The sequence below is a fragment of the Kitasatospora kazusensis genome (genome assembly GCF_039529945.1).
Classification (GTDB): Bacteria; Actinomycetota; Actinomycetes; order Streptomycetales; family Streptomycetaceae; genus Kitasatospora; species Kitasatospora kazusensis.
On the sequence record NZ_BAAANT010000032.1, the window covers coordinates 59,654 to 85,401 of the forward strand.

General features: G+C 74.7%; 26 protein-coding genes and 1 rRNA gene. 8 read left to right on the forward strand and 19 right to left on the reverse strand.

Going from position 1 to position 25,748, the window contains the following annotated elements:
- Nucleotides 1-71 precede the first annotated feature (71 nt).
- On the forward strand, nt 72-1,163 hold the full coding sequence (locus tag ABD330_RS23540; RefSeq protein WP_344467947.1) for a chitinase: 1,092 nt from the start codon (nt 72-74) through the stop codon (nt 1,161-1,163).
- A gap of 54 nt (nt 1,164-1,217) precedes the next feature.
- Here the strand turns inward: ABD330_RS23540 and ABD330_RS23545 are convergent, their stop codons facing one another.
- Nucleotides 1,218-1,646, reverse strand: a complete 429-nt coding sequence (locus tag ABD330_RS23545; RefSeq protein WP_344467948.1) for a VOC family protein — start codon at nt 1,644-1,646, stop codon at nt 1,218-1,220.
- Between the two features lie 109 nt (nt 1,647-1,755).
- Nucleotides 1,756-3,015: an ROK family protein gene (locus ABD330_RS23550; RefSeq protein ID WP_344467949.1), complete on the reverse strand. Its 1,260-nt coding sequence runs from the start codon at nt 3,013-3,015 to the stop codon at nt 1,756-1,758.
- Between the two features lie 17 nt (nt 3,016-3,032).
- Here ABD330_RS23550 and ABD330_RS23555 point away from each other — a divergent pair, with 17 nt between their 5' ends.
- The 3 genes from ABD330_RS23555 (at nt 3,033) to ABD330_RS23565 (ending at nt 5,827) form a co-directional block, all read left to right on the forward strand.
- The gene (locus tag ABD330_RS23555) at nt 3,033-4,265 is read left to right on the forward strand and encodes an MFS transporter (RefSeq protein WP_344467950.1); all 1,233 of its coding nucleotides are present in this window, start codon (nt 3,033-3,035) and stop codon (nt 4,263-4,265) included.
- Between the two features lie 70 nt (nt 4,266-4,335).
- Entirely contained in the window at nt 4,336-4,902 is a 567-nt protein-coding gene (locus tag ABD330_RS23560) for a HutD/Ves family protein (protein ID WP_344467951.1), read from the forward strand.
- Nucleotide 4,903: 1 nt separating this feature from the next.
- Nucleotides 4,904-5,827, forward strand: coding sequence for an NAD-dependent epimerase/dehydratase family protein (locus ABD330_RS23565; RefSeq protein WP_344467952.1), 924 nt, complete (start codon nt 4,904-4,906; stop codon nt 5,825-5,827).
- A 6-nt stretch (nt 5,828-5,833) separates the two neighbouring features.
- Here ABD330_RS23565 and ABD330_RS23570 read toward each other — a convergent pair whose 3' ends face one another.
- The 8 genes from ABD330_RS23570 to ABD330_RS23605 form a co-directional block, all read right to left on the reverse strand.
- A complete protein-coding gene (locus ABD330_RS23570) occupies nt 5,834-7,057 on the reverse strand; it encodes a sensor histidine kinase (RefSeq protein WP_344467953.1) in 1,224 nt (407 codons plus the stop codon).
- Entirely contained in the window at nt 7,054-7,800 is a 747-nt protein-coding gene (gene cseB, locus ABD330_RS23575; protein ID WP_344467954.1) for a two-component system response regulator CseB, read from the reverse strand. The genes ABD330_RS23570 and cseB overlap by 4 nt, the downstream gene beginning before the upstream one ends.
- A complete protein-coding gene (locus ABD330_RS23580) occupies nt 7,800-8,591 on the reverse strand; it encodes a hypothetical protein (RefSeq protein WP_344467955.1) in 792 nt (263 codons plus the stop codon). The genes cseB and ABD330_RS23580 overlap by 1 nt, the downstream gene beginning before the upstream one ends.
- A 142-nt stretch (nt 8,592-8,733) precedes the next feature.
- Nucleotides 8,734-9,321 carry a class F sortase gene (locus tag ABD330_RS23585; RefSeq protein WP_344467956.1) on the reverse strand — a complete coding sequence of 196 codons (588 nt, stop codon included), beginning with the start codon at nt 9,319-9,321 and terminating at the stop codon, nt 8,734-8,736.
- A 73-nt stretch (nt 9,322-9,394) separates the two neighbouring features.
- Nucleotides 9,395-9,802, reverse strand: coding sequence for a hypothetical protein (locus ABD330_RS23590; RefSeq protein ID WP_344467957.1), 408 nt, complete (start codon nt 9,800-9,802; stop codon nt 9,395-9,397).
- Between the two features lie 158 nt (nt 9,803-9,960).
- On the reverse strand, nt 9,961-10,719 hold the full coding sequence (locus ABD330_RS23595; protein ID WP_344467958.1) for an acyltransferase: 759 nt from the start codon (nt 10,717-10,719) through the stop codon (nt 9,961-9,963).
- 62 nt (nt 10,720-10,781) lie between these two features.
- A complete protein-coding gene (locus tag ABD330_RS23600) occupies nt 10,782-11,549 on the reverse strand; it encodes an enoyl-CoA hydratase family protein (RefSeq protein WP_344467959.1) in 768 nt (255 codons plus the stop codon).
- Between the two features lie 262 nt (nt 11,550-11,811).
- On the reverse strand, nt 11,812-13,083 hold the full coding sequence (locus ABD330_RS23605; RefSeq protein ID WP_344467960.1) for an MFS transporter: 1,272 nt from the start codon (nt 13,081-13,083) through the stop codon (nt 11,812-11,814).
- A 70-nt stretch (nt 13,084-13,153) separates the two neighbouring features.
- Between ABD330_RS23605 and ABD330_RS23610 the strand changes: the two genes are divergently transcribed.
- Nucleotides 13,154-14,137, forward strand: a complete 984-nt coding sequence (locus ABD330_RS23610) for an ArsR/SmtB family transcription factor (RefSeq protein ID WP_344467961.1) — start codon at nt 13,154-13,156, stop codon at nt 14,135-14,137.
- A 77-nt stretch (nt 14,138-14,214) separates the two neighbouring features.
- Here the strand turns inward: ABD330_RS23610 and ABD330_RS23615 are convergent, their stop codons facing one another.
- The gene (locus tag ABD330_RS23615; protein WP_344467975.1) at nt 14,215-15,429 is read right to left on the reverse strand and encodes a geranylgeranyl reductase family protein; all 1,215 of its coding nucleotides are present in this window, start codon (nt 15,427-15,429) and stop codon (nt 14,215-14,217) included.
- Between the two features lie 169 nt (nt 15,430-15,598).
- Between ABD330_RS23615 and ABD330_RS23620 the strand changes: the two genes are divergently transcribed.
- Nucleotides 15,599-16,966, forward strand: coding sequence for a dipeptidase (locus ABD330_RS23620; protein ID WP_344467962.1), 1,368 nt, complete (start codon nt 15,599-15,601; stop codon nt 16,964-16,966).
- Here ABD330_RS23620 and ABD330_RS23625 read toward each other — a convergent pair.
- From ABD330_RS23625 to ABD330_RS23650, 6 genes are all read right to left on the reverse strand, one after another.
- Entirely contained in the window at nt 16,914-17,768 is an 855-nt protein-coding gene (locus ABD330_RS23625; protein ID WP_344467963.1) for a DUF4184 family protein, read from the reverse strand. The genes ABD330_RS23620 and ABD330_RS23625 overlap by 53 nt on opposite strands.
- 69 nt (nt 17,769-17,837) lie before the next feature.
- The gene (locus ABD330_RS23630) at nt 17,838-18,881 is read right to left on the reverse strand and encodes an NUDIX hydrolase (protein WP_344467964.1); all 1,044 of its coding nucleotides are present in this window, start codon (nt 18,879-18,881) and stop codon (nt 17,838-17,840) included.
- A 325-nt stretch (nt 18,882-19,206) separates the two neighbouring features.
- The gene (locus ABD330_RS23635; RefSeq protein WP_344467965.1) at nt 19,207-20,631 is read right to left on the reverse strand and encodes an acyl-CoA synthetase; all 1,425 of its coding nucleotides are present in this window, start codon (nt 20,629-20,631) and stop codon (nt 19,207-19,209) included.
- Nucleotides 20,632-20,719: 88 nt separating this feature from the next.
- Entirely contained in the window at nt 20,720-21,682 is a 963-nt protein-coding gene (locus ABD330_RS23640) for an electron transfer flavoprotein subunit alpha/FixB family protein (RefSeq protein ID WP_344467966.1), read from the reverse strand.
- Between the two features lie 69 nt (nt 21,683-21,751).
- Nucleotides 21,752-22,537 carry an electron transfer flavoprotein subunit beta/FixA family protein gene (locus ABD330_RS23645; protein WP_344467967.1) on the reverse strand — a complete coding sequence of 262 codons (786 nt, stop codon included), beginning with the start codon at nt 22,535-22,537 and terminating at the stop codon, nt 21,752-21,754.
- A gap of 380 nt (nt 22,538-22,917) precedes the next feature.
- Nucleotides 22,918-23,427, reverse strand: coding sequence for a thioredoxin family protein (locus ABD330_RS23650; RefSeq protein WP_344467976.1), 510 nt, complete (start codon nt 23,425-23,427; stop codon nt 22,918-22,920).
- Between the two features lie 243 nt (nt 23,428-23,670).
- On the opposite strand from ABD330_RS23650, the gene ABD330_RS23655 reads away from it, so the two are divergent.
- Together ABD330_RS23655 and ABD330_RS23660 are read left to right on the forward strand one after the other, a co-directional pair.
- Entirely contained in the window at nt 23,671-24,441 is a 771-nt protein-coding gene (locus ABD330_RS23655) for a lysophospholipid acyltransferase family protein (RefSeq protein ID WP_344467968.1), read from the forward strand.
- Between the two features lie 174 nt (nt 24,442-24,615).
- A complete protein-coding gene (locus tag ABD330_RS23660; protein ID WP_344467969.1) occupies nt 24,616-24,993 on the forward strand; it encodes a cupin domain-containing protein in 378 nt (125 codons plus the stop codon).
- Between the two features lie 21 nt (nt 24,994-25,014).
- Here the strand turns inward: ABD330_RS23660 and ABD330_RS23665 are convergent, their stop codons facing one another.
- Together ABD330_RS23665 and rrf are read right to left on the reverse strand one after the other, a co-directional pair.
- Entirely contained in the window at nt 25,015-25,494 is a 480-nt protein-coding gene (locus ABD330_RS23665) for a VOC family protein (protein WP_344467970.1), read from the reverse strand.
- A gap of 168 nt (nt 25,495-25,662) precedes the next feature.
- Nucleotides 25,663-25,748, reverse strand: a 5S ribosomal RNA gene (gene rrf / locus ABD330_RS23670); the annotation flags it as partial.

Sequence of the window (25,748 nt, forward strand, 5' to 3'; positions counted from 1 at the left end):
TACCGTGACGGGATGCGAAGAGCCTGCACGGTCCGTTGAGGCCGCCGACCAGCCGGCCGGGAGTACGCCTCGTGCCCGGTCCCCTGCGCGCGGGCGCCCTGCTCGCACCGCTGAGCCTGACCACGTCCCTGCTGCTCGGCACCCCGGCCCACTCACCCACCGTCCCCGGCCGGGCGCCAAGCGCCCACAGCACCTCCGGCGTGCACAGCGCACGGCCCGCTCCCCGGGGCCGGCCCCGGGCCGCCGCGCCGGCCGGCTTCCCCGCCCGCTTCACCGCGCCGTACCTGGAGACCTGGGCCTCCCCCGACGTGCTCGCACGGACCCGGCAGGCCACCGGCCTGCGGTACTTCACCCTGGCCTTCGTGGTGAGTGACGGCGGCTGCGACGGCGCGTTCGACGGCACGATCCCGGTCGACGACGCGGACTGGCTCGCCGCCGTCCGCGAGCTGCGGGCCGCCGGCGGCGACGTGATCGTCTCCTTCGGCGGGAGCGGCGGACGGGAACTCGCCCTCGCCTGCGACACGGCGGACTCGCTCAAGGCCGCCTACCGGCGGGTGGTGGACACCCTCGGCCTGACCCGGATCGACCTGGACATCGAGGGCGCCACCCTGGACGACCAGCCGGCCGACGACCGCCGCAACCAGGCCCTGGCGGAGCTGCAACGGGACTACGCGGCCGCCGGGCGCAGCCTCGCCGTGGACTACACCCTGCCGGTCAACCCCTGGGGCCTGTCCCCGAACGCGCTCGACCTGCTGACGGACGCCCGGCGCCACCGCCTCGACGTCGACCTGGTCAACATCATGACGATGGACTACGGCGAGCGCCTCGACATGGGCGACGCCGCCGTCGCTGCCGCGAACGGCCTGCACGCCCAGCTCGCGGCGCTCTGGCCGGAGCGCACCGCCGCACAACTGTGGGCGATGCAGGGCAACACCCCGATGATCGGGGTCAACGACGACGCCGACGAGACCTTCTCCCAGGACGACGCCACCCAGCTGGCCGCCTTCGCGGCGGGGAACGGCCTGCGGATGCTCTCGTTCTGGTCCCTCGGCCGGGACCGGCCCTGCCCGGCCGGGGGCGCCCCGCGCGACACCTGCAGCGAGACCGCGCAGAACCCGTACGACTACTCGCGCATCATCGGCGGCACTCCCGCACACCCCTGAGCCGCCCGGCTCGGCCGGCTCGGGCGCGCTCGGCTCAGGCCGGATCGGACCGGCTCAGGCCGGGTCGTAGTAGCGGGCCTCGAAGACGTTGCCGTCGGGGTCGGTGAAGTAGAAGGAGCGCGGCGCGTTGCCACGGGCGCCGTAGAGGTTCGTCAGGTACGGGGAGGTCGTGCCGTGCCCACCGGCGTGGAGCCGCTGGTGCAGCGCCTCGAACTCGGTCTCGGTCATCGCCAGGCAGATGTGGTTGAGCCGGTTGCCCGCGCCGCCCTCGACCCCGGTCAGCGCGTCGACCTTCGGGGCGGAGGCCACGGCCATGAGGTCCAGGATCGTCCCCGGACCGAGCCGGACACTGACGAACGGCGCCTCGCCGGCCGCGTACTCCACCGCCCGGACGGGCTCCAGGCCCATTACCTCCTGGTAGAAGGCGAGCGACCGCACCGGGTCGGCGACCCAGACGACCACGTGGTCCAGCTGATACACCATCACTGCTGCCTCTCTGCACGGCCCGGGCGTCCGCCGGCAGGCCCGGCGCGCGCGGCTCCGGGGGACGGCGCCCCCGGGTGGCCCCGCCCGGCCGGCCTGTCGGCCGGGTTCATCCCACCCTATCGGCCGCCACCGCCTGCGGGTCGTGCAGGCAGGGCTCCCAGGCCAGTTCGGCCGCGCCGACCAGGCCCGCGTGGGCGAGCTCGGCGGCGACGATCGGGACCCGGCCGCTGCGGCCCCAGAGGCAGCGGTCCGCGACCACCGCCGCCAGCCGCTCGGGGGCGGCGGCGAGCAGGTCGCGGTGCAGGCCGCTGAGCACGATCCGGTCGGGGTTGAGGATGTTGACCAGCCCGGCGAGGCCGAGCCCGAGCCGGTCGGTCACGTGGTCGACGGCGGCTCGGGCCTGCGGGTCGGCGGCGGCCGCGCGGGCGAGTTCGCGGGCCTGGTCGAGCAGCGGGCGGTCCGGGTCGGGCCGGCGGCCGGCTGCGGCGAACAGCGCCTCCGGGTCGGTCTCGGAGTTGAGGCAGCCCCGGTTGCCGCAGGGGCACGGGCGGCCCTGCGGATCGACCGTCAGGTGGCCGACCTCCATGGCCAGTCCGGCGCTGCCGGTGTGCAGCCGGCCGTCGATCACCAGCGCGCCACCGACTCCCCGGTGGCCCGAGGTGACCAGCAGCAGGTGCCGGGCGCCGCGTCCCGCGCCGTGCCGGTGCTCGGCCAGCGCGGCGAGGTTGGCGTCGTTGGCGACGGTGCTCGGCAGCGGCGTCCGGGCCCGGGGGCCGAGGTCGGCCCTGCGGAGCTGCTCGGCGAACAGGTCGGCCACCGGCGTGCCGCTCGGCCAGGCGAAGTGCAGCGCGGCCAGCGCGGCGCCGTCCGGTTCGGTCACCGGGTTGGGCAGCGCCAGGGCCGCGCCCAGGCAGCGCCGGGTGGAGGCGCGGGCGAGCTCCGCCCCGGCCAGGGCCACCGCGCGCAGCATCCGGACGGGGTCGGTGGCGGCGGGCAGCGGGAGGTGGACGGGCTCCTCCAGCCGTCCGCCGAGCCCGGCGAGGGCGATGCTGAGCCCGTCGGCGTGGATCTGCGCGGCGATCACCACCGGCCCCGACGGGTCGACGGCCAGCCGGTGCGAGGGGCGTCCGCGCCCGCCGCCGGCCGGGCTGGAGTCCACTGTGATCAGGCCGAGCGCCTCCAGTTCGGCACTGACCGCTCCGGCGGTGGCCCGGGTGACGTCGAGCGCACTGGTGAGCGCGGAACGGGTGGGCGCCTGCCCGGTGTGGACCAGTGCGAGCGCGGGGCCGAGCAGCGTACGGCCCCGGTCCGGCGCGGGCCGGCGGGCCTCGGCGGACGGCTGCGGGCTTGTGGGTGAGTGCGGCACACCCCTATTCTGACTTTGTGCCGCTACTAAACAAAACGCGCTCCCTCCCCGAAGCCGCCGATCACCCGTCCGGCCGTACCTGGAGCCCCGTCCGGATCGCCCTCACCGCCTTCTTCGCCGTCGACGGTTTCCTCTTCGCCGCCTGGGTCGTCCGGATCCCCGACATCCGGGCCCAGGTCACCGCCTCGCACAGCGCCCTCGGGCTCGCCCTGCTCTGCATCTCGGCCGGCGCCGTCGCCACCATGGCGGTGGCCGGCCGGCTCTGCGTCCGGTACGGCTCCCGGCCGGTCACCGTCGGCGCGCTCACCCTGCTCAGCCTGGCCGTGCCGCTGCCCGCGCACACCCACTCGGTGCCCGCGCTCGGCGGCGTGCTGCTGCTCTTCGGCGCGGGCTACGGCGCGGCGAACGTCGCCATGAACAGCGCCGCCGTCGAACTGGTCGTCGAACTCCGGCGCCCGGTCATGCCCAGCTTCCACGCGGGCTACAGCCTCGGCGGCCTGCTCGGCGCGGCCGTCGGCGGGCTGCTCGCCTCGCGGATCGACGCCGGCTGGGCGCTCGCGCTCAGCGGGGCCCTCGGGCTGCTGGTGACCGCCGTGGCGGGCACGGTGCTGCTGCGCGGCGCGGCCGCACCGGCCCCGACGCCGACCCCGGCGCGCCACGAGCCCCCCGCCGCCGGGGTACGCGGCGCCGGGATGCGCGGCGCCGGCTGGCTGGTCGTGCTGCTCGGGCTGACCGCGCTGTGCGACGCGTACGGGGAGGGCGCGCTGGCCGACTGGGCCACCCTGCACCTGACCGACGACGTGCACGCGAGCGCGGGCCTCGCCGCGACCGGGTACGCCGCCTTCGCGTTCGCGATGACGGCCGGCCGGCTCGCCGGCACCTGGCTCTCCATCAGGGCCGGGCAGACCAGGGTGATGCTGGTCGGCGGGCTCACGGCGGGCGCCGGGATGCTGACCGGTGCCTTCGCGCCGACCGTCCCGGTCGCGCTGGCCGGGCTGGGGCTGGTCGGCCTCGGGCTGGCCAACATCTTCCCGCTGGCCATCGCCCGGGCCGGGGCGGTCGGCGGCCCGCAGGGCGTGGCGACGGCGTCGACGCTCGGGTACGCCGGGATGCTGATCGGGCCGCCGGTGATCGGGTTCCTGGCGGACGCGGCGAGCCTGCCGGTCGCCCTGAGCACCGTCGCCGGGACCTCCGCGCTGGCCGGTCTGCTCGCGGTCGCCGTCCGGCGCGGCTTCACCGGACGGCCCTGAGGGCCGCCGTGGGAGGATCATCGCAAGAGCTGTGCGACCAGCCGGCGCACCACGGTGGACGGGACGAGCGATGACGGTTCAGGTACTGCGCGCGGGGGAGCGCCCGGCCAGCCCGTGGCTGAACGGCGGCGGAGTCACCCGCGAGGTGGCGGGATTCCCGGCGGGCGCGGGCCTGGCCGACTTCGACTGGCGGGTCAGCCTGGCCGACGTCGCCCAGGGCGGCCCGTTCTCCCGGTTCACCGGCGTGGACCGGGTGATCACGGTCGTCCAGGGCGCGGGCATGGCCCTGACCGTCGCCGGGACGGAGCACGAGCTCGCGCAGCCGTACCGCCCGTTCGCCTTCCCCGGCGACGCGGAGACCGACTGCCGGCTGCTCGGCGGCCCGGTGGTCGACTTCAACGTGATGACCCGGCGCGGGCGGGCGACCGCCGAGGTGGAGATCGCGGACTTCCAGCGCGAGATCGAGGTGCCCGAGGGCGCGGTGCTGCTGCTGGTCTGCCTGGCCGGGACGGCCGAGCTCGGCGCCGCCGACCTGCGGCTCGGCCCGCTGGACGCGGCGCTGCTGAGCAGCGGCTACGACGACCTGCTCCGGGTGGACGGGGTCGCCGCCGTGGTGACGATCCGCCGGGCCGGCTGAGATGCGGGTCCTGGTCACCGGGGCGTTCGGCTTCGTCGGCGGCGCGGTCGTCCGTTGCCTCGCCGAGGCCGGGCACGAGGTCTGGGCCCTGACCCACCGGCCGCCGGGCACCGAGCCGCCGAAGCTCCCGGTCGGCCGGGTCTGGCACGCCGACGTCCGGGACGCCCGGGCGCTGCGGCCCGCCCTGGACGGGGTCGGAGCGGTCTGCCACCTGGCGGCGCTGACCAACGGACGGCTGTCCGGCGCCCGGGAGCAGCAGTACTGGGACGTCAACCTCGGCGGCACCACCGCCCTGCTGGACGCCTTGGCCGCCCGGCCGGGCGCGGACACCCCGCCCACCGTGGTGCTCGGCTCGACGGCGGCGGTCTACGGCTCCCCCGAGCACCAGCCGATCACCGAGGACACCCCGCCCGCGCCGGGGAACCCGTACGGCGCGTCCAAACTCGCCGCCGAGCACCTGCTCCGGCAGCGGGCCGCCTCCGGCGAGGTCGGCGCCGTCGTCCTGCGCTGCTTCAACGTCGGCGGTACGGGCGACCGGGACGAGGCCCGGATCATCCCGAAGGCCCTGGCCGTGGCCGCCGGGGACCACCCGCACCTGGAGCTGAACGGGGACGGCCGTACCGTCCGGGACTTCGTCCACGTCGACGACCTCGCGCGGGCGTACGCGCTGGCGCTCACAGCCGTGCCCGCGCCCGGGGGCCGGGTGTACAACGTCGGCGCCACCCCGGCGAGCATGCGGGAGATCGTCGCGGTCGCCGAGCGGGTCACCGGCCGGGCCGTGCCGCTGGTCCGCCGCCCGGCCCGGCCGGAGGCCCCCAGGCTGGTGGCCGACACCACCCGGATCACCCGCGAACTGGGCTGGCGGGCCGAACGCTCGGACCTGGAGCGGATCGTCCGGGACGCCTGGGAGTCCCGCCGGCCCTAGGGTCTGTCAGCCCGTCGGCAGCAGCAGTTCGGCGACCGCGCCGCCGGACGGGTCGTTGCGCAGCCGCAGGGTGATGCCGAGGGCCTCGGCATGGCCCTGGGCGATGGTCAGGCCCAGGCCGTGGCCGTGCCCGCGCTCGCGGGCGCCGGTGCGGAAGCGCTGCGGGCCCTCGCTCAGAATGTCCTCCGGGTAGCCGGGCCCGTGGTCGCGGACGGTGAGCGTCGGGCCGTCCACCTGTACCTGGACGGGTGCGCGGCCGTGCCGGTGGGCGTTGGCGACCAGGTTGGCGACGATCCGGTCGAGCCGGCGCGCGTCCGTGGTGACGACGGCGTCGGCGACGATCAGCAGCTCGGCCGCCGAGCCGGTGGCCGCCACCATCCGGGTCACCACCGGCCCGAGCGGGACGGCCGCCAGTTCGGGGCGCTCGGCGCGGGCGTCCAGCCGGGAGACCTCCAGCAGGTCCTCGGTGAGGCTGCAGAGCACCCGGACCCGGTCCCGGACCAGCTCGGTGGGCCGGCCCGGCGGCAGCAGTTCGGCCGCCGTGAGCAGTCCGGTGAGCGGTGTGCGCAGCTCGTGCGCGACGTCGGCGGTGAAGCGTTGCTCACCGGCCAGCTTGCTGCTCAGCACCGCCGACATCGAGTCCACCGCCGCCGCCAGCTCGGCGACCTCGTCGCGCGGGCGGCCCAGCGAGCCGATCCGCGCCGCCAGGTCGCCCTGGGCGATGGTGCGGGCCGTCCGGGCGGCGATCCGCAGGCGGCGGCTGATCCGGTCGGCGGCGAGGACTCCGGCCAGCACGGTGACGGCCACCGAGAGCGCGGCCGAGATCAGCACGCTGCGGTCCAGTTCGGCGATCGCCGTCTCGTCGGCGCTGTACTCCAGCCGGACGGAGAGCACTCGGACCGGGCCCGCCGCGCCCCCGCCGATTCCGGCGGCGGCCCACATCGCGGTACCGCGCGGGCCGGGGCCGAGCTGCGATCCCTGGTGTCCGCGCGCGGCCAGCCCGCGCAGCGCCGGGGGCAGCGCCGGGTCGTCCAGCGCGGCGTTCCAGCCGACCAGGTCACCGGTGCGGTCGTAGCCGGTCAGCACGGACTCCAGGGCGTTCGCCGCCGAGCGCCGGGCCTGCTCGGCGTGCTGGCGGACGGACGCCCGGTGGACCAGCACCCCGACGGTGAGCGCCACCAGCAGGGAGACCAGGGCGACGGTGGCGGCGATCTGCCGCCGCAGGGTCATCCGGACCGCCGCAGCTTGTAGCCGAAGCCCCGGATGGTCTCGATCCGGGCGGCCCCGATCTTGGCGCGCAGCCGCTGCACGTGGACGTCCACCACCCGGCTGTCGGCGCCCCAGGAGTAGTCCCAGACACGTTCGAGCAGGGTCTGCCGCTCCAGCACCACACCGGGCGCGGCGGTGAACTCCAGCAGCAGCCGCAGTTCGGTCGGCGTGAGCGGCACCTGCCGCCCCGCGACCCGGACCTCCATCGCGCCGGTGTCCACCTCCAGGCCGTCGATCACCCGGACGGTCCGCTCGGAGGGAGCGGCGGCCGGGGCCGGGGCGGTGTCCGCAGCGGTCTCCGGTCCGGCGGCGGCCGGCCGGGGCGGCAGGCCGGTACGGCGCAGCACCGTCCGGATCCGGGCCACCAGGACGGCGCTCTCGAAGGGTTTGGTGATGTAGTCGTCGGCCCCGGCCTCCAGGCCCGAGATGACGTCGATCGGGTCGGTGCGCGCCGACATCATCAGGATCGGGAGCTGGCTCTCCTCCCGGATCCGGCGGCAGAGGCCGACGCCGTCGAGCAGCGGGAGCATCACGTCGAGCAGCAGGATGTCCGGCGGCTGGGCGCGGAAGTGCTCCAACCCCTCCAGCCCGTCGGCGGCCGTGTCGACCGGGAAGCCGTAGCGTTCGAGTGCCATCCGGGTGGCCTCGCGGATCACCTCGTCGTCCTCGACCAGCAGGATGCGGGGGGCGGGGGTGGTGGTCATCAGGGCGACCTCACGGGGGCTGGTGTGCGCGCGGCCGGGGCGCCGGAGACCTGCGGCTCCGGGTGGTCGGTCGTGGCGACCCCCTCCGGTACGGCGGAGGGCGACGCGGCGGACGGGGTCACGGAGGTGCCGGGCGGGCAGTCGGGGGCGCCGGGCGCCGGGTCGGTGCCCTTGATCCGGCGGTCCACGACGGCCAGTACCCCGGCGGTCCACTGGTAGGTGGTGTCGGTGCGGGTGTTCGGGCCGTTGGGCTCGTGCACGACGAGGTTCTGGCCGACGGTGTCGGCGGTGAAGCCGGGCAGCACGGGGATGTCCAGGACCGGCAGGATCCCGTGCTCCTTCAGGGCGTAGACGTGCAGGTAGGCACGCTCGGAGCCGGTCAGCACCGCCGTGATCAGCTCCTCCCGGCCGTCCCCGCCGAGGTCGCGGTACCGCTCGGGCTGGACCAGGCAGCCCGGGCAGCCGTCCAGCGCGGCCCGTTCGTCCGACCGCAGGGCCGGGTCCTTGGCCAGGACGGTACGGGCTCCGACACCGCGCAGGTCGTCCCCCGGCACGGTGATCCCCGGCACGGGGGACGGCGCCGGCCGGCCCGCCGTCGCCTCGGGGGTGGGCGTGGGGGTGGTCACGGCCGCCGCCCAGAGCGGCTCCGGGCTGGGGTGGACGGCGACCGGGCGGACCGGGCCGGCGTCGTGCAGCTGCCCGGCGTCGGAGCAGCCGGCGACCGACGCGACCGCGAGCACCGCCAGGACGGCGCCCCGCCCCAGGGCGGTCCGGCTGAACCATGTCCTCACGTGGGTGTGTGCCTCTCCGGGCTGCGGGCCGTGGCCGGGTGATCGGTGATCAGTTGATTGGTTGATCAGTCTGCGGCATGCCCGGGTGGGGCGGTCGGCCGGGGTCAACCGGGTACGGCGGGCAACCGGCCGGGTGGGCCGGTCAGCCGGACCCGGCCGGCAGCAGGTCCGCGAAGACGATGATGTTGTCGCTGTAGTGCCCGTTGCCGCCCAGCGTCCCGCCGCAGGTGATCAGCCGGAGCTGCGCGGTGTCGGTCTCCCCGTACACCAGTTGGGTCGGGAACCCGCTCTTGGGGAACTCCCTCAGCTCGCGGACCCGGTAGGACACCGTGCTGCCGTCCTGGCGGCGGATGTCGATCCGGTCGCCCGGCTTCAGCTTGAGCAGGCGGCCGAAGACCGCCGGGCCCTTGCGGGTGTCCAGGTGGCCGAGCAGGACGGCCGGGCCGGTCTGGCCCGGGGCCGGGCCGTTGCGGTACCAGTCGACCTGCCCCGGCTGGTCCAGCGGCGGCACCTCCACCGTCCCGTCGGCGTTCAGGCCGCCGGACTCGACGGGGGCGTCGACGCCGATCCCGGGGATCACCAGCCGGACCGGCGGTGCGACCGGCGGGTCGGCGGACCGGGACGGGTGCGGCGGCAGGGACGACTGCGGGCCGCCCGTTGGCAGTGCGGCCTGGCCCGAGACGGAGATCCGGACCGGCGGCGGGTCGGGGGTGCAGCCGAGGACGACCACACCGAGGGTGAGGGCGAGTGCGCCGGCCGACGCGGCCGGCGCCCACAGGGGGCGCCGGCCACGACGACTCCGGCTAGCCCCGTGCGCCGGCACGGCGACGCGCGAAGGCGAAGCCGAGACCCGCCACACCGACGGCGGCCAGCCCGGACCCGGCGACCATGGTGCCGGTGGACGGACCGGTCTCGCCCTCGCCCGTCTGCGCACCGCCCTTGGGGACCACCCGGACCTGGGCCGACCCGGAGCCGGCGACACCGCCCGCCGCGGGCGCCGCCGCGGGCGCACCGGAGACAACGGGGCCGGACGCACTGCCCGACTCGCTGGGAGCCACGCTCGGTCCCTTGGAGGGCGCGGCGGACGGCGTCCCGTCGGCGAAGGCCGCCGAACCGGAGAGCGCCACGACACCGGCGACACCGAACGAGACCAGCGCGAGGCGCACGGTGCGCCGGACGGCCTTGGCGGGTGACGTCTGGATAGCTGACATGGAGAGTCCTTACGAGTGCTCGCCACCCCCGGCCCGGTGGCCGGGAGTTGGTGAGACAGACGTTAGGAAGCCCAGTTCACGGTGCGCGGCCGGCTCTGTAACGGCCACCGGCCGACTCTGTAACAGTCCTCCCGGCACCCATCGGCGGTGACGCCCGGTCAGCCCCGCTGCTCCCCCGGCAGCCGCAGGTCCCATCCCACCAGGTCGCGCAGCTGCGCGGCGGTGACGCCGTCCGGGACGGGGTTCGGCGGGTCGTGGCGCAGCGGCGGGTGCCAGCCGTCGGCGGCCGTCCAGCTGCGCACCACCTTGGCCGGGGCGCCCGCGACCACGGCGTGGTCGGGCACCTCGCCGCGCACCACCGACCCGGCGGCGACCACCACGTTGCGGCCCAGCCGGGCGCCGGGCAGGATCACCGCGCCGGTGCCGATCCAGGAGCCGGCGCCGATCTCGACGGGCTCGTTGCGCGGCCACTGCTTGCCGATCGGCAGGTCGGTGTCGTGGTACGAGTGCGCGGTGTCGGTGATGTAGACGTACGGGCCGGTCCACACGTCGTCGCCGAGCACGATCGACTGGTGCCCGACGATGTGGCTGCCGCGCCCGATCACGCAGCCGCCGCCGATCCGCACGACCGGCTCCGGCCCGAGGTCGAGCCCGGGCAGGAAGCCGGCCGAGATGGTGACCCGCTCGCCGATGATGGCGAACGGCCCGATGGTGATCCACTGCTCGTTGAAGACCGCGCCGAGCGGGAAGGCCAGCTTCGTCCCGTCCCCGAGCTCCCGGAACCGGTACGGCCCGGGGCTCTGGTTGGACACCGCCGCGACGCCCTGCACCCAGCGCCAGCACCGGTGCACCAGCCACCCGGCGGCACGGCGCCCTCGGGAGCGGGCGGCGGTCAGGGGCGTACGGACGTTCGGCATGCGCTCACGCTATCGGCCGTACCGGGCGGCCGGTTCACGGACCGAGCAGGGAGGGAGCAACATCACACGGCGGCCCACGGCGCCGGGCGGCGCTCCAGGAAGGCCCGCATGCCCTCCTGCGCCTCCGGCGAGCCGAACAGCCGGGCCGACTGGAGGACGCGCTCCTCGGCGTCCCGGTCGAAGGAGGCCGCCACCTCCGCGTTGGCCAGCCGCTTCGACTCGGCCAGGCCCTGCGGCGAACCGAGCCGGACGGCGTCCAGCACCGTCTTGAGCACGGCCGCCGGGTCCTCGGCCGCCTCGGTGATCAGGCCGATCCGGGCGGCCTCGGCGGCGTCGAAGGTCTCGCCGGTCAGGTAGTAACGGGAGACGGCGCGCGAGGTCAGCTTGGGGCGCAACGGGAGCGAGATCACGGCGGGGGCCAGGCCGAGCCGGACCTCGGTGAACGCGAAGGTGGAGAGCGGCCCGGCGATCACGATGTCGGCCGCGCCGAGCAGGCCGAGCCCGCCCGCCCGGACGTGTCCGTCGACGACCGCGATCACCGGCTTCGGGCAGTCCACGATCGCCCGCTGGATGTCCACCAGGCCGCGCGGCCCGACCGTCGGGTCACTGCCGGTGGCCTCGGAGAGGTCCGCCCCCGCGCAGAACACCTTGCCGGTGTGCCCGAGCACCACCGCCCGCACGGCCGGGTCGGCGGCGGCGTCCGCCAGCCCCTTCTTCAGCTCGGCCATCAGCCGGGTGGAGAGGGCGTTGCGGTTGTGCGGGGAGTCCAGCTCCAGGGTGGTCACGGCGTCGGCGCTGGTGATACGGACGAACGGTACTTCGCGGGTCATCGCGGCTGGCCTGCTTTCCGGCTGAGGGTAGGTCGGAGGGCACGGGCGGCACCGGGTACCGGGCCGCCCCGGAGGACTCTGGCACGCCACCCGCCCCCCGATCCAGGCCCCACCGGAAAACCCCAGGTCAGCGGCCGCGCCACTCGGGCGGCATGCGTCGCCATGACCACCGGCCGCCTGCTCCCGCTCGCACCCTCTCGCACCCCCTCGCACCCCGGACCCACGGGACGGGCCGGCGGCCGATCGTGGCCGGCGGCCGTGGTCAGGTGACCGGGACGGCGACCGGGGCCGCCGCCGCGGAGCGGCGCCCGGACCAGCGGACGGCCGGGGCCATCGCCAGACCGCAGAGCGCGAACAGGCCGCCGAGCACGGCCCAGCCGAGCAGCCCGTTGCCGATCACCGCGCCGGTGACCAGCGCGGGACCGAACATCATGGCCGCCGACTGCCCGGTGTTGAAGACGCCCTGGTACGCGCCGTGGGCGCCTTCGCCCGCCAGACCGTAGCTGAGCGCCCAGCCGCCCGCCTGGGAGTACACCTCGCCGAGCCCCTGGAGGGCGACACCGGCGACCACCAGGAGGGCGGCGGCCGTGCCCGGCACGCCGTGCGCGAGACCGAGCACCAGGCAGGAGGCGGCGATCAGCAGCCCGCCCCGGCCGAAGACCCGGGCCGCCGCGCCAGCCTCCTCGGTGCCCCTGGTGGCCCGGACCTGGAGGGCCACCACCATCACCATGTTGACCATCAGGGAGCCCGCGACCATCACCCTGGGGGCCGCGGTGTGCCGGGCGATCCAGAGCGGCACGCCGACCTCGATCATGGCGAACTGCAGGCACAGCACGCCGTTGAGCGCGGTCACGGCGAGGAAGGGCAGATTGCGCAGCGCGGGGTTGCGGCCGGTGCCCGCGTCCGGCTCCGCCCCGGCGGCAGCGGCGGCCACCTCCTGGGCCCGGGCGGCGACCTGGACGGTCAGGAACATCACCGCGACGACGGCGAAGGAGACCGCGTCCGCGAGGATCGCCGCGACGTACGCGGCCCGGGTGTCCGACTGCAGGGCGAGCGCCGCGAGCGCGGTGCCGACTCCCATCCCGACGTTGGTGACGACGCGGAGGTAGGCCCGTCCGGCGACCCGGCGGTCGGCGGGCAGCACCTCCGCGTACAGGGCGTTGCGCACGGCCGACGAGCCACGGTCGAGCGCCGTGACGACGCAGGCGAGCAGGACGAAGGCGGTGAACCGGTGCACCAGCACGTACCCGACGGTGCCGGCCGCCTCCGCCGCCACCAGGACGACCAGCACCGGCTTGCTGCCCCAGCGGTCGGCGGCCCACCCGGCCGGGATGCCGGCCAGCACGCCGCACAGTCCGGCGGCGGTGAGCCCGACACCGACCTGGGCGACGCCGAAACCGAGCATCTGGGTGAAGAAGAGGGCGCTGAGCGTCATCATCAGCCCGTTGCCCAGGGTGTTGACCAGGGTGATCGCGGCGAGCCGCCGGACGATCGGGTCGGGGTGCAGCAGACGGGAGGGGTGCGGAGTGGTCATGGGCCGATCACAACGACTACTGGCCGCTCGCGGAATTGATTTAGGCTATGCCTGACTGATGGGGGTTCAAATGCACCGATTCCGCCTGGGCCTCGACGACCTCGCCTCCGCGTCGTTCGCCTGCTCGCCGCTCCAGGAGGCGGTGCTGAGCCTGCGGATGTGGAAGCACCCGGGGGTGTACACCTGGCAGTCCGCGTGGTTCGAACGGATCCGGCCGGAGTTCGAGCGTCTCGACACCGGCTTCCTGTGCTCGCTGGTCGCCACCGGCAACCGTTACGTCCCGGACTTCCTGACGCCGCGTCCGACGACACCCTTCCCCGACTTCCACGCCGAACTCGCGGTCGTGCGGGCCACCGGCCCCGAGCGGCTGGCGGGCGAGCTGGAGCGCACCTTCCTGCCGCACGACCGCGAACTCCCGGCGGTGCTGGCGGCGGGCCTCACCGACCCGGCGCGGCTGCTGGCGCGGATCGCCGACGCGGTCGAGGAGTACTGGGAGCGCTGCCTCGCCCCGGGCTGGTGGCCGCGCGCCCGCGCGGTGCTGCACGCCGACATCGTCCACCGCTCCCGGATCCTGGCCGAGCGCGGCGCGGCGGCGCTCTTCACCGACCTCGACGGGCGGCTGCTCTGGGCGGACGGCGTACTGACGATCCGCAAGGACTGGGGCCCCGACGACACCGACGTGACGGTCGACCGGCGCGGGCTGGTCTTCACCCCGACCTGCTTCGCCCGGGGGGCCCTCACCTCGATCAGCGCCGATCACCCGCCGATGATCACCTACCCGGCGCGCGGCCAGGCCGCGATGGCGGGCACCCCGCAGCCCCCGCCCACCCCGCTCGCCCTGGAACAGCTGCTCGGCGCACCGAAGGCCCGGCTGCTGGCCATGCTCGGCGAACCCGCCTGCACGACGGACCTGGCCGCCCGGCTCGGCGTCACCCCGGGCGCGGTCAGCCAGCACCTGGGCGTCCTGTTCGCCACCCGCCTGGTGACCCGGGCCCGCCACGGCCGCATGGTGCTGTACGCCCGCAGCCCGCTCGCCGACGAGTTGTACGGCTGAGACCGCCGGGGCGCTTCTCCGCAGGGGCACCCGGGGACACTCCCCCGGGTGCCCCCGAACCGTTGCCCCCGGAGCCGCTACCGCGAGGCCAGCGACGCCAGTCGCCGCGCCGCCCGGTAGTCCCGCATGACCTGCGCGAACGTGGTGTGCCCCTGCGTGGTGCGGGCGAACGCCCGCCACGCCGGGGTGACCAGGCAGACCGCCGCGTGGAACAGGTACGGACGGCGCTCGAACGCACCCAGCATCACCTTGCCCGCCCGCATCTCGACCCCCAGCCCGGCCTTGATCGCGAAGGCGTAGTTGAGCGCCTGCCGCCGCACGTCCGCCGACGCGCCCGCCTCGGCGACCTTCACGGCCCACTCCCCCGCCAGCCGGCCCGACCGCAGCGCGTACGAGATGCCCTCGCGCGTCCACGGCTCCAGCAGGCCGGCCGCGTCCCCGGCGACCAGCACCCGGCCCCGCGAGAGCGGCGAGTCCTCGGTGCGGCAGCGGGTCAGGTGCCCGGACTCGATGCTGGGCGGGAAGCCGGACAGGCCCAACTGTCCGATGTAGTCGGCCAGGTACTGCTTGGTCCGCTCGCCGTCGCCGCGCGCCGAGATGACGCCCACGGTGAGCGTGCCGGAGTCGGTCTTCGGGAAGACCCAGCCGTACGAGCCCGGCAGCGGCCCCCAGTCGAGGTGGATCCGCCCGGCCCAGGCCCGGGAGACCGACTCGGGCACCGGGATCTCGGCCTCCAGGCCCAGGTCGATCTGGTCGAACGTCACCCCGACGTGCCGCCCGACCCGGCTCGCGCTGCCGTCCGCACCGACCACCGCACGGGCCTCGACCCGCCGCCCGTCGGCGGTGGTGACGGTGACCGTGCGCCGGTCGCCGCCCTGCTGCTCGACCCCGGTCACGGTGACGCCGGTGACCAGCACCGCGCCGGCCTGCTCGGCGGCCTGCACCAGGCGCAGGTCGAACTCGTCGCGGTTGACCAGCCCGAAGAGCATCCGCTGCGAACGCCTGGTCCGGGTGAAGCGTCCGGTCAGCGCGAAGGTGACGGCGTGGATGCGGTCCTGCAGCGGCAGCTTGAAGTCCGGCGGCAGGCTGTCCCGGGACGGGCCGATGATGCCGCCGCCACAGGTCTTGTACCGGGGGTGTTCGGCCTTGTCGAGGAGCAGTACCCGCCGCCCCTGGGTGGCCGCCGCGTAGGCGGCGGAGGAGCCGGCCGGACCGGCGCCGACGACCACCACGTCCCAGACGCCGTCGAGGGCGTCGGGCTTGCCGTCGGAGGCTTCGGAGCCGGCGGAGATGTCGTTGCGGTCCTGGCCGAGGGAGCTACCGGAGTCAGTCACGACCACCAATCCTAGTCCGCGTCACCCACCCGGCCGCCAAGCCTTGCTCGGGTGGGTCCGCCGGGGCCGTCCGCCTATGATCGGAAGATCACCCGTAGTGCTCCCCGAACACCCCTCGGAGAAGTTGATGACCCAGCAGCCCCTGGCGGCGGCCGTCCGATCCCTGATGCCGCGAGCCAAGGCCGACCTGGCCGAGCTGGTGGCCTTCCCGTCCGTCGCGGACCCCCGGCAGTTCCCGGTCGAGGAGTGCGAGAAGGCCGCCCGCTGGGTCGCGGACGCCTTCGCCGCGGAGGGGCTGACGGGCGTTCAGGTGCTCGACACCCCCGACGGCACGCAGTCGGTCTACGCCGAACTGGCGGGCCCGGCGGGTGCGCCGACGGTACTGCTCTACTCGCACTACGACGTGCAGCCGCCGATGGACGCGGCCTCCTGGCAGAGCCCGCCGTTCGAACTCACCGAGCGGGACGGCCGCTGGTACGGCCGCGGCGCGGCGGACTGCAAGGGCAACATCCTGATGCACCTGACGGCCCTCCGGGCCCTGCGCGAGGTGGACGGCGGCCTCCCGGTCGGCCTGAAGGTGATCGTCGAGGGCTCGGAGGAGCAGGGCACCGGCGGACTGGAGCAGTACGCCGAGGCGCACCCCGAGCTGCTCGCCGCCGACGTGATCGTGATCGGCGACACCGGCAACTTCGCCGCCGGCCTGCCGACCGTGACGGCCACCCTGCGCGGCATCACCGAGGTCGAGATCGCCCTCACCACCCTCGCGGGCAACCTGCACTCGGGCGCCTTCGGCGGCGCCGCGCCGGACGCGCTCCAGGCGCTGATCCGGGTGCTGGGCACCCTGCACGACGAGCACGGCGACGTCACGGTGGACGGGCTGCGCGCCGACCAGGTGTGGCAGGGCGTCGAGTACACCGAGGAGCAGTTCCGGGCGGACGCGAAGGTGCTGGACGGGGTCGCCCTGACCGGTACCGGCACCGTGGCGGACCGGCTCTGGGCCCGCCCGTCGGTGACCGTGCTCGGCATCGACGCGCCGGGCGTGGTCGGCGCGGCCTCCGCCGTCCAGTCGAGCGCCAAGGCGAAGGTCAGCCTGCGGATCCCGCCGGGCATGGACCTGGACGAGGCGCAGGACGCACTGGTCGCGCACCTGGAGGCGGCCGTCCCGGGAGGCGTGCGGGCGACCGTCACCCGGCTCAGCGGCGGCAGGCCGTTCAGCGCGGACACCTCGGGCCCGGCGTACGAGGCGATGGGCGAGGCCATGCGCGAGGCGTTCGGCACCGACATGGTGGTCTCCGGCATGGGCGGCTCGATCCCGCTCTGCAACACGCTGCGCACGCTCTACCCGCAGACCGAGATCGTGCTGATCGGCGTGGAGGAGCCGACCACCCAGATCCACGCCGTCAACGAGAGCGTCGACCCGCTGGAGCTGGAGCGGATGGCCCTCACCGAGGCGCTCTTCCTGCGCCGCTACGCGAAGTCGGCCGGGCAGGCCTGAGCCCGGCGGGTCTGAACCCGGCGGCCCTGAGCCCGGCGGGCCGGAGGCGCGCCGCCGCCGCGTAGACGGTCGCCCCGACGGCGAACCCGGCGCCGGCGCCGAAGCAGAACTCCGCGACCGGCTCGCGCTCCGCCCGGGCGAGCCGGTGCACCACCCCTGCGGCGGTCGCGGCGGCGAGCATCGCGACACCGGTGCGGCGCGCCCCCGGGCCGGGGCCCGCCGCACCGGCCTGCCGCGCACCGCCCGCCGCACCGACCGCTGCACCGGCCACCGCGTGGGCCGCCCGCCGGGCGACACAGGCGAGCCCGAGCAGCGAGGTCCCGTACTGGAGCACCGTGTACAGGGGCACCCCGGCGAGCCGGCGGTCCAGCACCGGCAGCATCCGGACCCCGGCCCGCCCCTCATGGGTGAAGGCGTCCCAGCCCACATGGGTGGCCGCCCCGACGGCCGCCGAGACGGCGAACCACCCGATCCGGCGGTTTCGCCCCCCCGAAGGTGCGGTCAGCACCTGCGCGGCCCCGGCCCAGCGGGCGGGCAGCAGGGCGACCACCGGCTCCCGTACCAGCCCGTGCCAGAGCGCCACCAGCCCCCCGGCGAGCAGCACGTCGGCGGTCGGCACCGCCCACCACCGGTGCGTCAGCCCGCCGCAGCCGTACGCACCGGGCAGCAGTGAGTCGGCGAAGAACGGCACGTCCGGCGCCATCGACCCGGCGACCAGTCCCGAGACCACCAGTGCCCCCCGGCCCGTCGCCCCCCGCAGCAACGGCAGCACCGCGGCAGGATGGCTGAGCGTGAACGGCATGCCCCCATCCTGCCCCGGGGCGCGTGCGGGTACCTCCCGGCCGAAGGCGAGGCGAGGACCGCGCCCGGCTCACCCCACCGCGGTCGGCACCCCCGCCTCCAGGTACCGCAGCTCACCGTGCTCCCGCGCCGACAACGCCGCCTTCAGCCGCCGCAGCCGTCCGGGCGGCAGCAGCGCGGCGGCCTCCTCCGGGGTCACCAACCGCCAGCCGCGCAGTTCCTCCGGCGGCAGCCGCAGCGCGGCCAGCGCGGCCGTGTCGAGCTGCCCACCGTCGTACATCAGCCGCAGGCCGCCCCGGCGCGGGCCGGTCCGGGGCTCCCAGTCGACGGCGAGCAGCCGCAGCGAGGAGGTCTCCAGCCGGAGTCCGAGCTCCTCCGCCACCTCCCGCTGGGCGGCGTCCGTCGGGGCCTCGCCGCGTTCGACCACCCCGCCGGGGAACTCCCAGGACGGCTTGTAGACCGGGTCGACCAGCAGCACCCGGCCCTGGCCGTCGAAGAGCAGGACGGCGGCGGCGACGGTGTCGCCCGTGCTGTCGGCGCTCTGCACGATCGGGCAGCGGGCCGTGCCGTCCTTGATCAGCTCGGCCAGGCGTTCGGCGGTCTGCCCGGGGGTGAGTCCGCCGGTGTCGACGAGCCGGGCGTCCCGGGCCAGCCAGCGTCTGGCCAGCCGGTACTGCGGCAGGTGCTCGCGGCACCAGCTGCGGACCCGCTCGCTGCCCTCCGGATCCCCGGGGCACTCGTCACGGGCCGCGATCCGCTCGTGCAGGATCGTTTCGGCAGGGTCCAGGACGAAGTGGTGCACCGCCAGCCCACGGGCCGCGAGCGCGCCGAAGATCTCGTCCCGGTAGTCCTCGCGCAGCAGCGTCATCGGCACCACCAGCGGGCCGGGCACCTCCGCGAGCAGCGCCGCCGCGACCTCCGGCACCAGACGCCGCCAGGACGGCAGGTCCTGGAAGTCGGAGACCGGCGCCATCCGGTCCGCGGGCAGCACCCGGCACAGCCCCTGGCCCACCAGCTCCGGGTCGTACAGCAGGCTTCCGGGCAGCAGTTCCACCAGCTCGCGACAGGCGCTGGTCTTGCCGGCGCCGAACGTGCCATTGACCCAGACGATCACAGCATCCCCCTTCGCTTCCGCCCCGGCGCCGTCCGCGCCGGGCGGTGCGGACCGTACGCACCGGACCGCCGCCACCCCAGGTGCTACCCGCCCCGGGCCCGTGCCCATACCTCGCCCCCGCCGCACCGTCGCTTCCCGGCCGTACGGCACATGCGGCCGGATCCGGCGGCCGACCGGCGGCCGACCGGTCCGGGGCCCGCTCCGGGGCCCGGGCGGCCGCGCGGAGCGGAAGGCGCACCACCGCCACTTCTGCCGCACCCGGCCACCGCGCCCGGCCACCGCGCCCCCGGGCGGCCCGTGCCCGCCGGGCCGGCCGGAGCCGCCCTCAGGCCAGGTCGAGCAGTTGCTTCTTCAGTACCTTGCCCATCGCGTTGCGCGGGAGTTCCGCCACCAGCACCACCCGCCGCGGGCGCTTGTGCACCGAGAGCCGCTCGGCGACGAAGGCCGTCAGCTGGTCGCCCGTCACCGCGCCGTCCGCGACCACGTAGGCGACCACGGCCTGGCCGAGGTCCGGGTCGGGTGCGCCGACGACCGCCGCGTCGGCGACCGCCGGGTGGTCGCGCAGCGCCGACTCCACCTCGCCCGCGCCGATCCGGTAGCCGCCGCTCTTGATCAGGTCCACCGAGGCGCGGCCGACGATGCGGTGGAAGCCGTCGGGGCCGATCACGGCGACGTCCCCGGTGCGGAACCAGCCGTCCGCCGTCCAGGACTCCGCGTTGGCGTCCGGCCGGTTCAGGTAACCGGCGAACAGGGTCGGCCCGGCCACCTGGAGCTCGCCGACCGTCTCGCCGTCGTGCGGGACGGCGGTGCTGTCCTCGCCGACCAGCCGGGTGCGGACGCCGTCCAACGGCAGTCCGACGCTGCCGGGGCGGCGCTCGCCGTCGGCCCGGGTGCTCACGGTGATCAGCGACTCGGTCATCCCGTACCGCTCGACCGGAGCCCGCCCGGTGAGGGCGGCCAGCCGTTCGAAGACCGGGACGGGCAGCGGCGCGCTGCCCGAGACCAGCAGCCGGGCCGAGGCGAGCGCCTGCGCCGATTCGTGGTCGGCCGCCACCCTCGACCAGACGGTCGGCACCCCGAAGTACAGGCTCCCGCGCGCCCCGGCGTACGCCTCGGGTGTGGGGCGCCCGGTGTGCACCAGCCGACTGCCGGTCCGCAGCGCGCCCAGCACCCCGAGCACCAGCCCGTGCACGTGGAACAGCGGCAGTCCGTGCACCAGGGTGTCCTCGGCGGTCCACTGCCAGGCGGCGGCGAGGGCGTCCAGGTCGGCGGCGACCGCGCCGCGCTGGATCAGGGCGCCCTTCGGGGCGCCGGTGGTACCGGAGGTGTAGAGCACGAAGGCGGTGCGCTCCGGCGCGGGCTCCGCGAACGAGCCCCCCGAGTGCGCGTCGAGCTCCACCCGGAAGGTTTCGACCCCCTCGACGGGCGCGTCACCGCCGCCGACCGCCAGCAGGCTCGCCCCCGAGTCACCGAGGATGTGCCCGCGCTCCTTCGGACCGGAGTCGGGCGGCAGCGGCACCACCGGCACACCCGCCAGCAGTCCACCGACCACCGCGACCACCGTCTCGGCCGTCGGCCTGGCCAGCACCGCCAGCGCGGGCGCCCCCGCGACCCGCTCCGCCAGCGCCGTCGCCGCACCGAGCAGCCGCTCGCGCGACATCGCGTACCCGTTGATCCGCAGCGCGTCGGCGGCGTCGCCGTACCCGCCCTCAAGCGCCGTGAGCAGCCGCTGTCCCCGATCGAGTCCCATGCTCCCGGACTCTACGCGGCACCGGAACGCCGAAGGGCGCGGTCCCCGAAACCGGGGAGCCGCGCCCTTCGGCGGTCGTCCGTGCGGATCAGCCCTTGCGGGTCCTGACCTCGGCGGTCAGCTGCGGCAGAACGGCGAACAGGTCGCCGACCACGCCGTAGTCGACCAGCTCGAAGATCGGGGCCTCGGGGTCCTTGTTGATGGCCACGATGGTCTTCGAGGTCTGCATGCCGGCCCGGTGCTGGATCGCGCCGGAGATGCCCGCCGCGACGTACAGCTGCGGCGAGACCTGCTTGCCGGTCTGGCCGACCTGGTTGCTGTGCGGGTACCAGCCGGCGTCGACGGCGGCGCGCGAGGCACCGACGGCCGCGCCGAGCGAGTCGGCCAGCTCCTCGACCACGCCGAAGCCGTCGGCGGCACCGACACCACGGCCACCGGAGACCACGATCGCGGCCTCGGTCAGCTCCGGGCGGCCCGAGGAGACACGCGGGGTGCGGGCGACGACCTTGGCGGCGTTGCCGGTGAACTCGACCGTGACGTTCTCGACCGCGCCGGCGGCCGGGGCGGCCTCCGGGCTGGTGGAGTTCGGCTTGACGGTGATGACCGGGGTGCCGTGCGACACCTTGGACTTCACCTGGAAGGACGCGGCGAACACCGACTGGGTGGCGACCGGACCGCCGTCGCCGGCCTCCAGGTCGACGGCGTCGGTGATGATGCCGGAGCCGAGGCGGAGCGCGACGCGGGCCGCGATCTCCTTGCCCTCACCGGACGAGGTGACCAGCACCGCGGCCGCACCGGCGGCCTTGGCGACCTGGGTCAGCGCGTCGACCTTCGGGACGACCAGCTGGTCGGCGAACTCGGCGGCGTCGGCGACGTACACCTTGGCCGCACCGAACTCGGCCGCCTTGGCGGCGATGTCGGCGGCGGCGGCACCGGCGCCCAGCACGACCGCCGAGGGCTCGCCGATGCGGCGGGCCAGGGTCAGCAGTTCGAGGGCCGGCTTGCGGACCACACCGTCGGCGTGGTCGACGAGGACGAGAATCTCACCCATTGCTCAATGTCTCCTGTATCTCCTGACTGCCGCTCGGCTCGGCGGACGGCAGTCACCACGTCGAACGGGTCAGATGAACTTCTGCTCGGCGAGGAAGGTAGCGAGCTGCTTGCCGCCCTCGCCCTCGTCCTTGACGATCGTGCCGGCGGTGCGGGCCGGGCGGGCGGTGATCGTCTCGACGGCCGTCCAGGCACCGGCCAGGCCGACCTCGTCCGCGTCGATGCCCAGGTCGTCCAGGTCGAACTCCTGGACCGGCTTCTTCTTGGCGGCCATGATCCCCTTGAAGGAGGGGTAGCGCGCCTCGCCCGACTGGTCGGTGACCGAGATCACGGCGGGCAGCTCGGCCTCGAGCTGCTCGGTGGCGGCGTCGCCGTCCCGGCGGCCCTTGACGGTGGTGCCCTCGACGGACACCTCCGACAGCAGGGTCAGCTGCGGGACGCCCAGACGCTCGGCCAGCAGCGCCGGCAGCACGCCCATGGTGCCGTCGGTCGAGGCCATGCCGCCGACGACCAGGTCGAACCCGGTCTGCTCCAGCGCCTTGGCGATGATCGCCGAGGTGCCGATCACGTCGGTGCCGTGGATGTCGTCGTCGTTCACGTGGACGGCCTTGTCGGCGCCCATCGAGAGGGCCTTGCGCAGGGCGTCCTTGGCGTCGTCCGGGCCGACGGTCAGGACGGTCACCTCGGCGTCGCCGTGGGCGTCGGCGATCCGGAGCGCCTGCTCCACGCCGTACTCGTCCAGCTCCGAAAGGAGGCCGTCGACGCCCTCCCGGTCGGTGGTGGTGTCGTCCGCGAAGCGACGGTCACCGGTCGCGTCGGGCACGTACTTCACACAGACAACGATCCTCAAGCTCACGGCCTGTCTCCTGTACTGGTCTCGTCCGGCGGCTGCGGCTGTGCAAGTGGGCGCGAACACGCGACGCGCCTACTCCGGGCAGCGTATTCCTGTGCCCGTCCGGAACTTCCTGGCAGCATACTCGCCAGTAGCTTAGCCGTCACTACTGGCCAGTAGCTTAGCGCTGCAAGGTCCCGGCCAAGCTGTCCCACGCCCCCTTGTGCCCTGGCCGGGAGGGGTGCGGGACGGCTGCACTGCCGTCTGCGCCCCATCCTGCCCCAGCGCGGGCCCGCTACCCCCTGACTGCGCAGCAGATCCACTGTGAGATTGAAAGGTCTTGACAGATCCAGTCGGCCGGACGGTCCCTCAGCCCAACCTTTCAGAGCCGCCTTTCAGCGGCCTTAAGAAGGCTGTCCGTCCCCGTCCGGACCGGCCCCGGGGCCGGTCCGGGCCGCCTGCTCGTTCCGGTGCACGGCCTCGCCGAGCGCCGCGATCACGTCCACCCGGCGCGGCTGCCCGACAGCCCGGCGGACCACCCGTCCGGCCGCGTCCAGGACCAGCACGGTCGGCGTCTTCAGGATCTCCAGCCGCCGGACCAGGTCGAGCCGCTCCTCGGCGTCGACCTCGACGTGCGCCACCCCGTCCACCATCGCGGCGACCTCGGCCAGCACCCGGCGGGTCGCCCGGCACGGCTGGCAGAACGCCGAGGAGAACTGCACCAGCGTGGCCCGCGCGCCCAGCCGACGACCCGCTCCCCCCGGATCCGCCCCACCCGGACCGGACCCGGTCGAACCGGACCCGCCCGGACCCGCCCCCAGCTCGGCCGCCGACAGCCGCACCGCTCCGTCCTCCGCCCGCACCCGCAGTCTCCCGTCCGTGCCGCGTCCCCGCAGCGTCCGCCGGCCGGCCATCGGTGGTCGGTCGGCCACTCCAGTGTGCGGTACGCGACACCGCCGCCCGCCCGGGCACCGGCGCCTGCGGCGAGTGACGGCGCAGGCACAGAAGGCCCTCAGGTGACAGACGGCACTGCTTCGGGGGATTATCTCCATGTATCACCCGTGGCCGCCGCGGCGTGCCGCTGATTCCGTCGGCCCACCCTCGTCCCGGGAACCGCCGGACCGGGCCCACTGGGCCCGTGGGAAGTAGGGCTTAGCGTGGCAGATCTCGTGTACCCGCCGGTGATCGGCACGGCCATCGCCGCGTTCCGCGCCCTCGACGTGCGTATCAGGATCGAGGGGGCGGAGAACATCCCCGCCTCGGGCGGTGCGGTGCTGGTGAGCAATCACATCAGCTACCTCGACTTCCTCTTCGCGGGCTTCGGCGCGTTCAAGGGCGGAAAGCGCAAGACCCGGTTCATGGCCAAGGACGACGTCTTCAAGCACGCGGTCTCCGGCCCGCTGATGCGCGGGATGAAGCACATCCCGGTGGACCGGACGGACGGTCAGCCCGCGTACGACGCCGCCGTGCGGGCCCTGCGGGCCGGCGAGGTGGTCGGCGTGTTCCCCGAGGCGACGATCAGCCGGTCGTTCATGCTGAAGAAGTTCAAGACGGGCGCCGCCCGGATGGCGGCCGACTCCGGCGCGCCGCTGCTGCCCGTCATCCTCTGGGGTACCCAGCAGCTGTGGACCAAGGGCCGCCCGAAGACCCTGACCAAGCGTCACGTCCCGGTCACCATCATGATCGGCGAGCCGATCGAGCTGGCGCCCGGCGACAAGCCCGTGATGGTCACCCGCCGCCTGCGCGCCGCGATGAGCGAGATGCTCGACCGCGCGCAGCGCGAGTACCCCGGCACCCCGGCCGGCCCCGACGACACCTGGTGGGTCCCCGCCCAGCTCGGCGGCACCGCACCGACGCTGGAGGTCGCGGAGGCCGAGGACGAGGCGGAGGCCGCCGCGAAGGCCGAGCGCCGGGCCCAGCGCCAGTAGGCACACACCCGGGAGGCGCGGGTGCGGGCCCTGCCCGACGACCGCGCCTCCCGGGCTTTTCCGGTCCCCTGCGCCAGCTGCCGTCCGCCTGCGAGCCGTCAGCCGACGACGGCCCGCCGCAGGCGCGGCCGAATCCCGTTGCAGTCCGGCGCGCGGCAGGACCAGAGTGTCCCCATGGACAAGATCGAGACACCGCAGAAGGTCAACCTCCGGGACAAGCTGGCACTGTTCACCGAACACTGGTCCCCGAAGACCGTCGGCAGGCTGAACAACTACGAGATCAAGGTCGTCAAGGTCCAGGGCGAGTTCGTCTGGCACACCCACGAGGACACCGACGAACTCTTTCTGGTCATCGACGGCTCGCTGACGATCCAGCTCCGCGACCGGGACATCGAGCTCGGCCCCGGGGAGATGTTCGTCGTGCCCCGAGGCGTCGAACACTGTCCGAAAGCCGTGGGTGAGGTCGCCGCCCTGCTGATCGAACCCGAGGGTGTCGTCAACACGGGCGAGGCGGGCGGGCCGCTGACCGCCGTACCGGAATCGCTGATCTGACTGCCGGTCGGCTCCGGCCCGCTACTCCCCCGCGTAGGCCTTGCGCAGTGCCGCGATGTCCAACTTGGCCATGGTCAGCATCTTCGCGGTGGTCCGGGCGGCCTTCTCCGGATTGGGGTCACTGATCATGTCGATCAGGGTGTCGGGGATGACCTGCCAGGACACACCGAACTTGTCCTTCACCCAGCCGCACTGTGACTCGGCCCCGCCCTCGGAGAGCCGGCTCCAGTAGTGGTCCACCTCTTCCTGGTCACTGCAGAAGACCTGGAAGGAGATGGACTCGTTGAACGTGAACATCGGCCCGCCGTTCAGCCCCACGAACTTCTGTCCGTTGAGCTCGAACTCCACCGCCAGCACCGAGCCGGCGGGCCCCGGCCCGGCCTCGGTGGTCCGGCCGACCCTGCCCAGCCTGGAGTTCTTGAAGATCGACATGTAGTGGTTCGCGGCCTCTTCGGCCTGACCGTCGAACCACAGACACGTGGTGAAACCGTCGGTGGTCATCGCCAACCTCCCTGTACTCGGGTCTTCGTCCCCGTACATGGTCGCTTCCGCCGACGGTCACCGCGACTGCGCCGACACCTGATTGGCCGAATTGGGTTCGACAACCAGGTCCGGACATGCAAATGACCCCCCATCCGTTCCCGGATGAGGGGTCATGTGTGAAAGATTGTTCGGCGGCGTCCTACTCTCCCACAGGGTCCCCCCTGCAGTACCATCGGCGCTACGAGGCTTAGCTTCCGGGTTCGGAATGTAAC

Bases quoted from the DNA above. Each gene is read 5' to 3' on its own strand.
- ABD330_RS23545 (WP_344467948.1), bottom strand. From the start codon at position 1,646: ATGGTGTATCAGCTGGACCACGTGGTCGTCTGGGTCGCCGACCCGGTG.
- ABD330_RS23560 (WP_344467951.1), top strand. From the start codon at position 4,336: ATGACGGTTCAGGTACTGCGCGCGGGGGAGCGCCCGGCCAGCCCGTGG.
- ABD330_RS23565 (WP_344467952.1), top strand. From the start codon at position 4,904: ATGCGGGTCCTGGTCACCGGGGCGTTCGGCTTCGTCGGCGGCGCGGTC.
- ABD330_RS23570 (WP_344467953.1), bottom strand. From the start codon at position 7,057: ATGACCCTGCGGCGGCAGATCGCCGCCACCGTCGCCCTGGTCTCCCTG.
- cseB (WP_344467954.1), bottom strand. From the start codon at position 7,800: ATGACCACCACCCCCGCCCCCCGCATCCTGCTGGTCGAGGACGACGAG.
- ABD330_RS23590 (WP_344467957.1), bottom strand. From the start codon at position 9,802: ATGTCAGCTATCCAGACGTCACCCGCCAAGGCCGTCCGGCGCACCGTG.
- ABD330_RS23595 (WP_344467958.1), bottom strand. From the start codon at position 10,719: ATGCCGAACGTCCGTACGCCCCTGACCGCCGCCCGCTCCCGAGGGCGC.
- ABD330_RS23600 (WP_344467959.1), bottom strand. From the start codon at position 11,549: ATGACCCGCGAAGTACCGTTCGTCCGTATCACCAGCGCCGACGCCGTG.
- ABD330_RS23605 (WP_344467960.1), bottom strand. From the start codon at position 13,083: ATGACCACTCCGCACCCCTCCCGTCTGCTGCACCCCGACCCGATCGTC.
- ABD330_RS23610 (WP_344467961.1), top strand. From the start codon at position 13,154: ATGCACCGATTCCGCCTGGGCCTCGACGACCTCGCCTCCGCGTCGTTC.
- ABD330_RS23620 (WP_344467962.1), top strand. From the start codon at position 15,599: ATGACCCAGCAGCCCCTGGCGGCGGCCGTCCGATCCCTGATGCCGCGA.
- ABD330_RS23625 (WP_344467963.1), bottom strand. From the start codon at position 17,768: ATGCCGTTCACGCTCAGCCATCCTGCCGCGGTGCTGCCGTTGCTGCGG.
- ABD330_RS23635 (WP_344467965.1), bottom strand. From the start codon at position 20,631: ATGGGACTCGATCGGGGACAGCGGCTGCTCACGGCGCTTGAGGGCGGG.
- ABD330_RS23640 (WP_344467966.1), bottom strand. From the start codon at position 21,682: ATGGGTGAGATTCTCGTCCTCGTCGACCACGCCGACGGTGTGGTCCGC.
- ABD330_RS23650 (WP_344467976.1), bottom strand. From the start codon at position 23,427: ATGGCCGGCCGGCGGACGCTGCGGGGACGCGGCACGGACGGGAGACTG.
- ABD330_RS23660 (WP_344467969.1), top strand. From the start codon at position 24,616: ATGGACAAGATCGAGACACCGCAGAAGGTCAACCTCCGGGACAAGCTG.
- ABD330_RS23665 (WP_344467970.1), bottom strand. From the start codon at position 25,494: ATGACCACCGACGGTTTCACCACGTGTCTGTGGTTCGACGGTCAGGCC.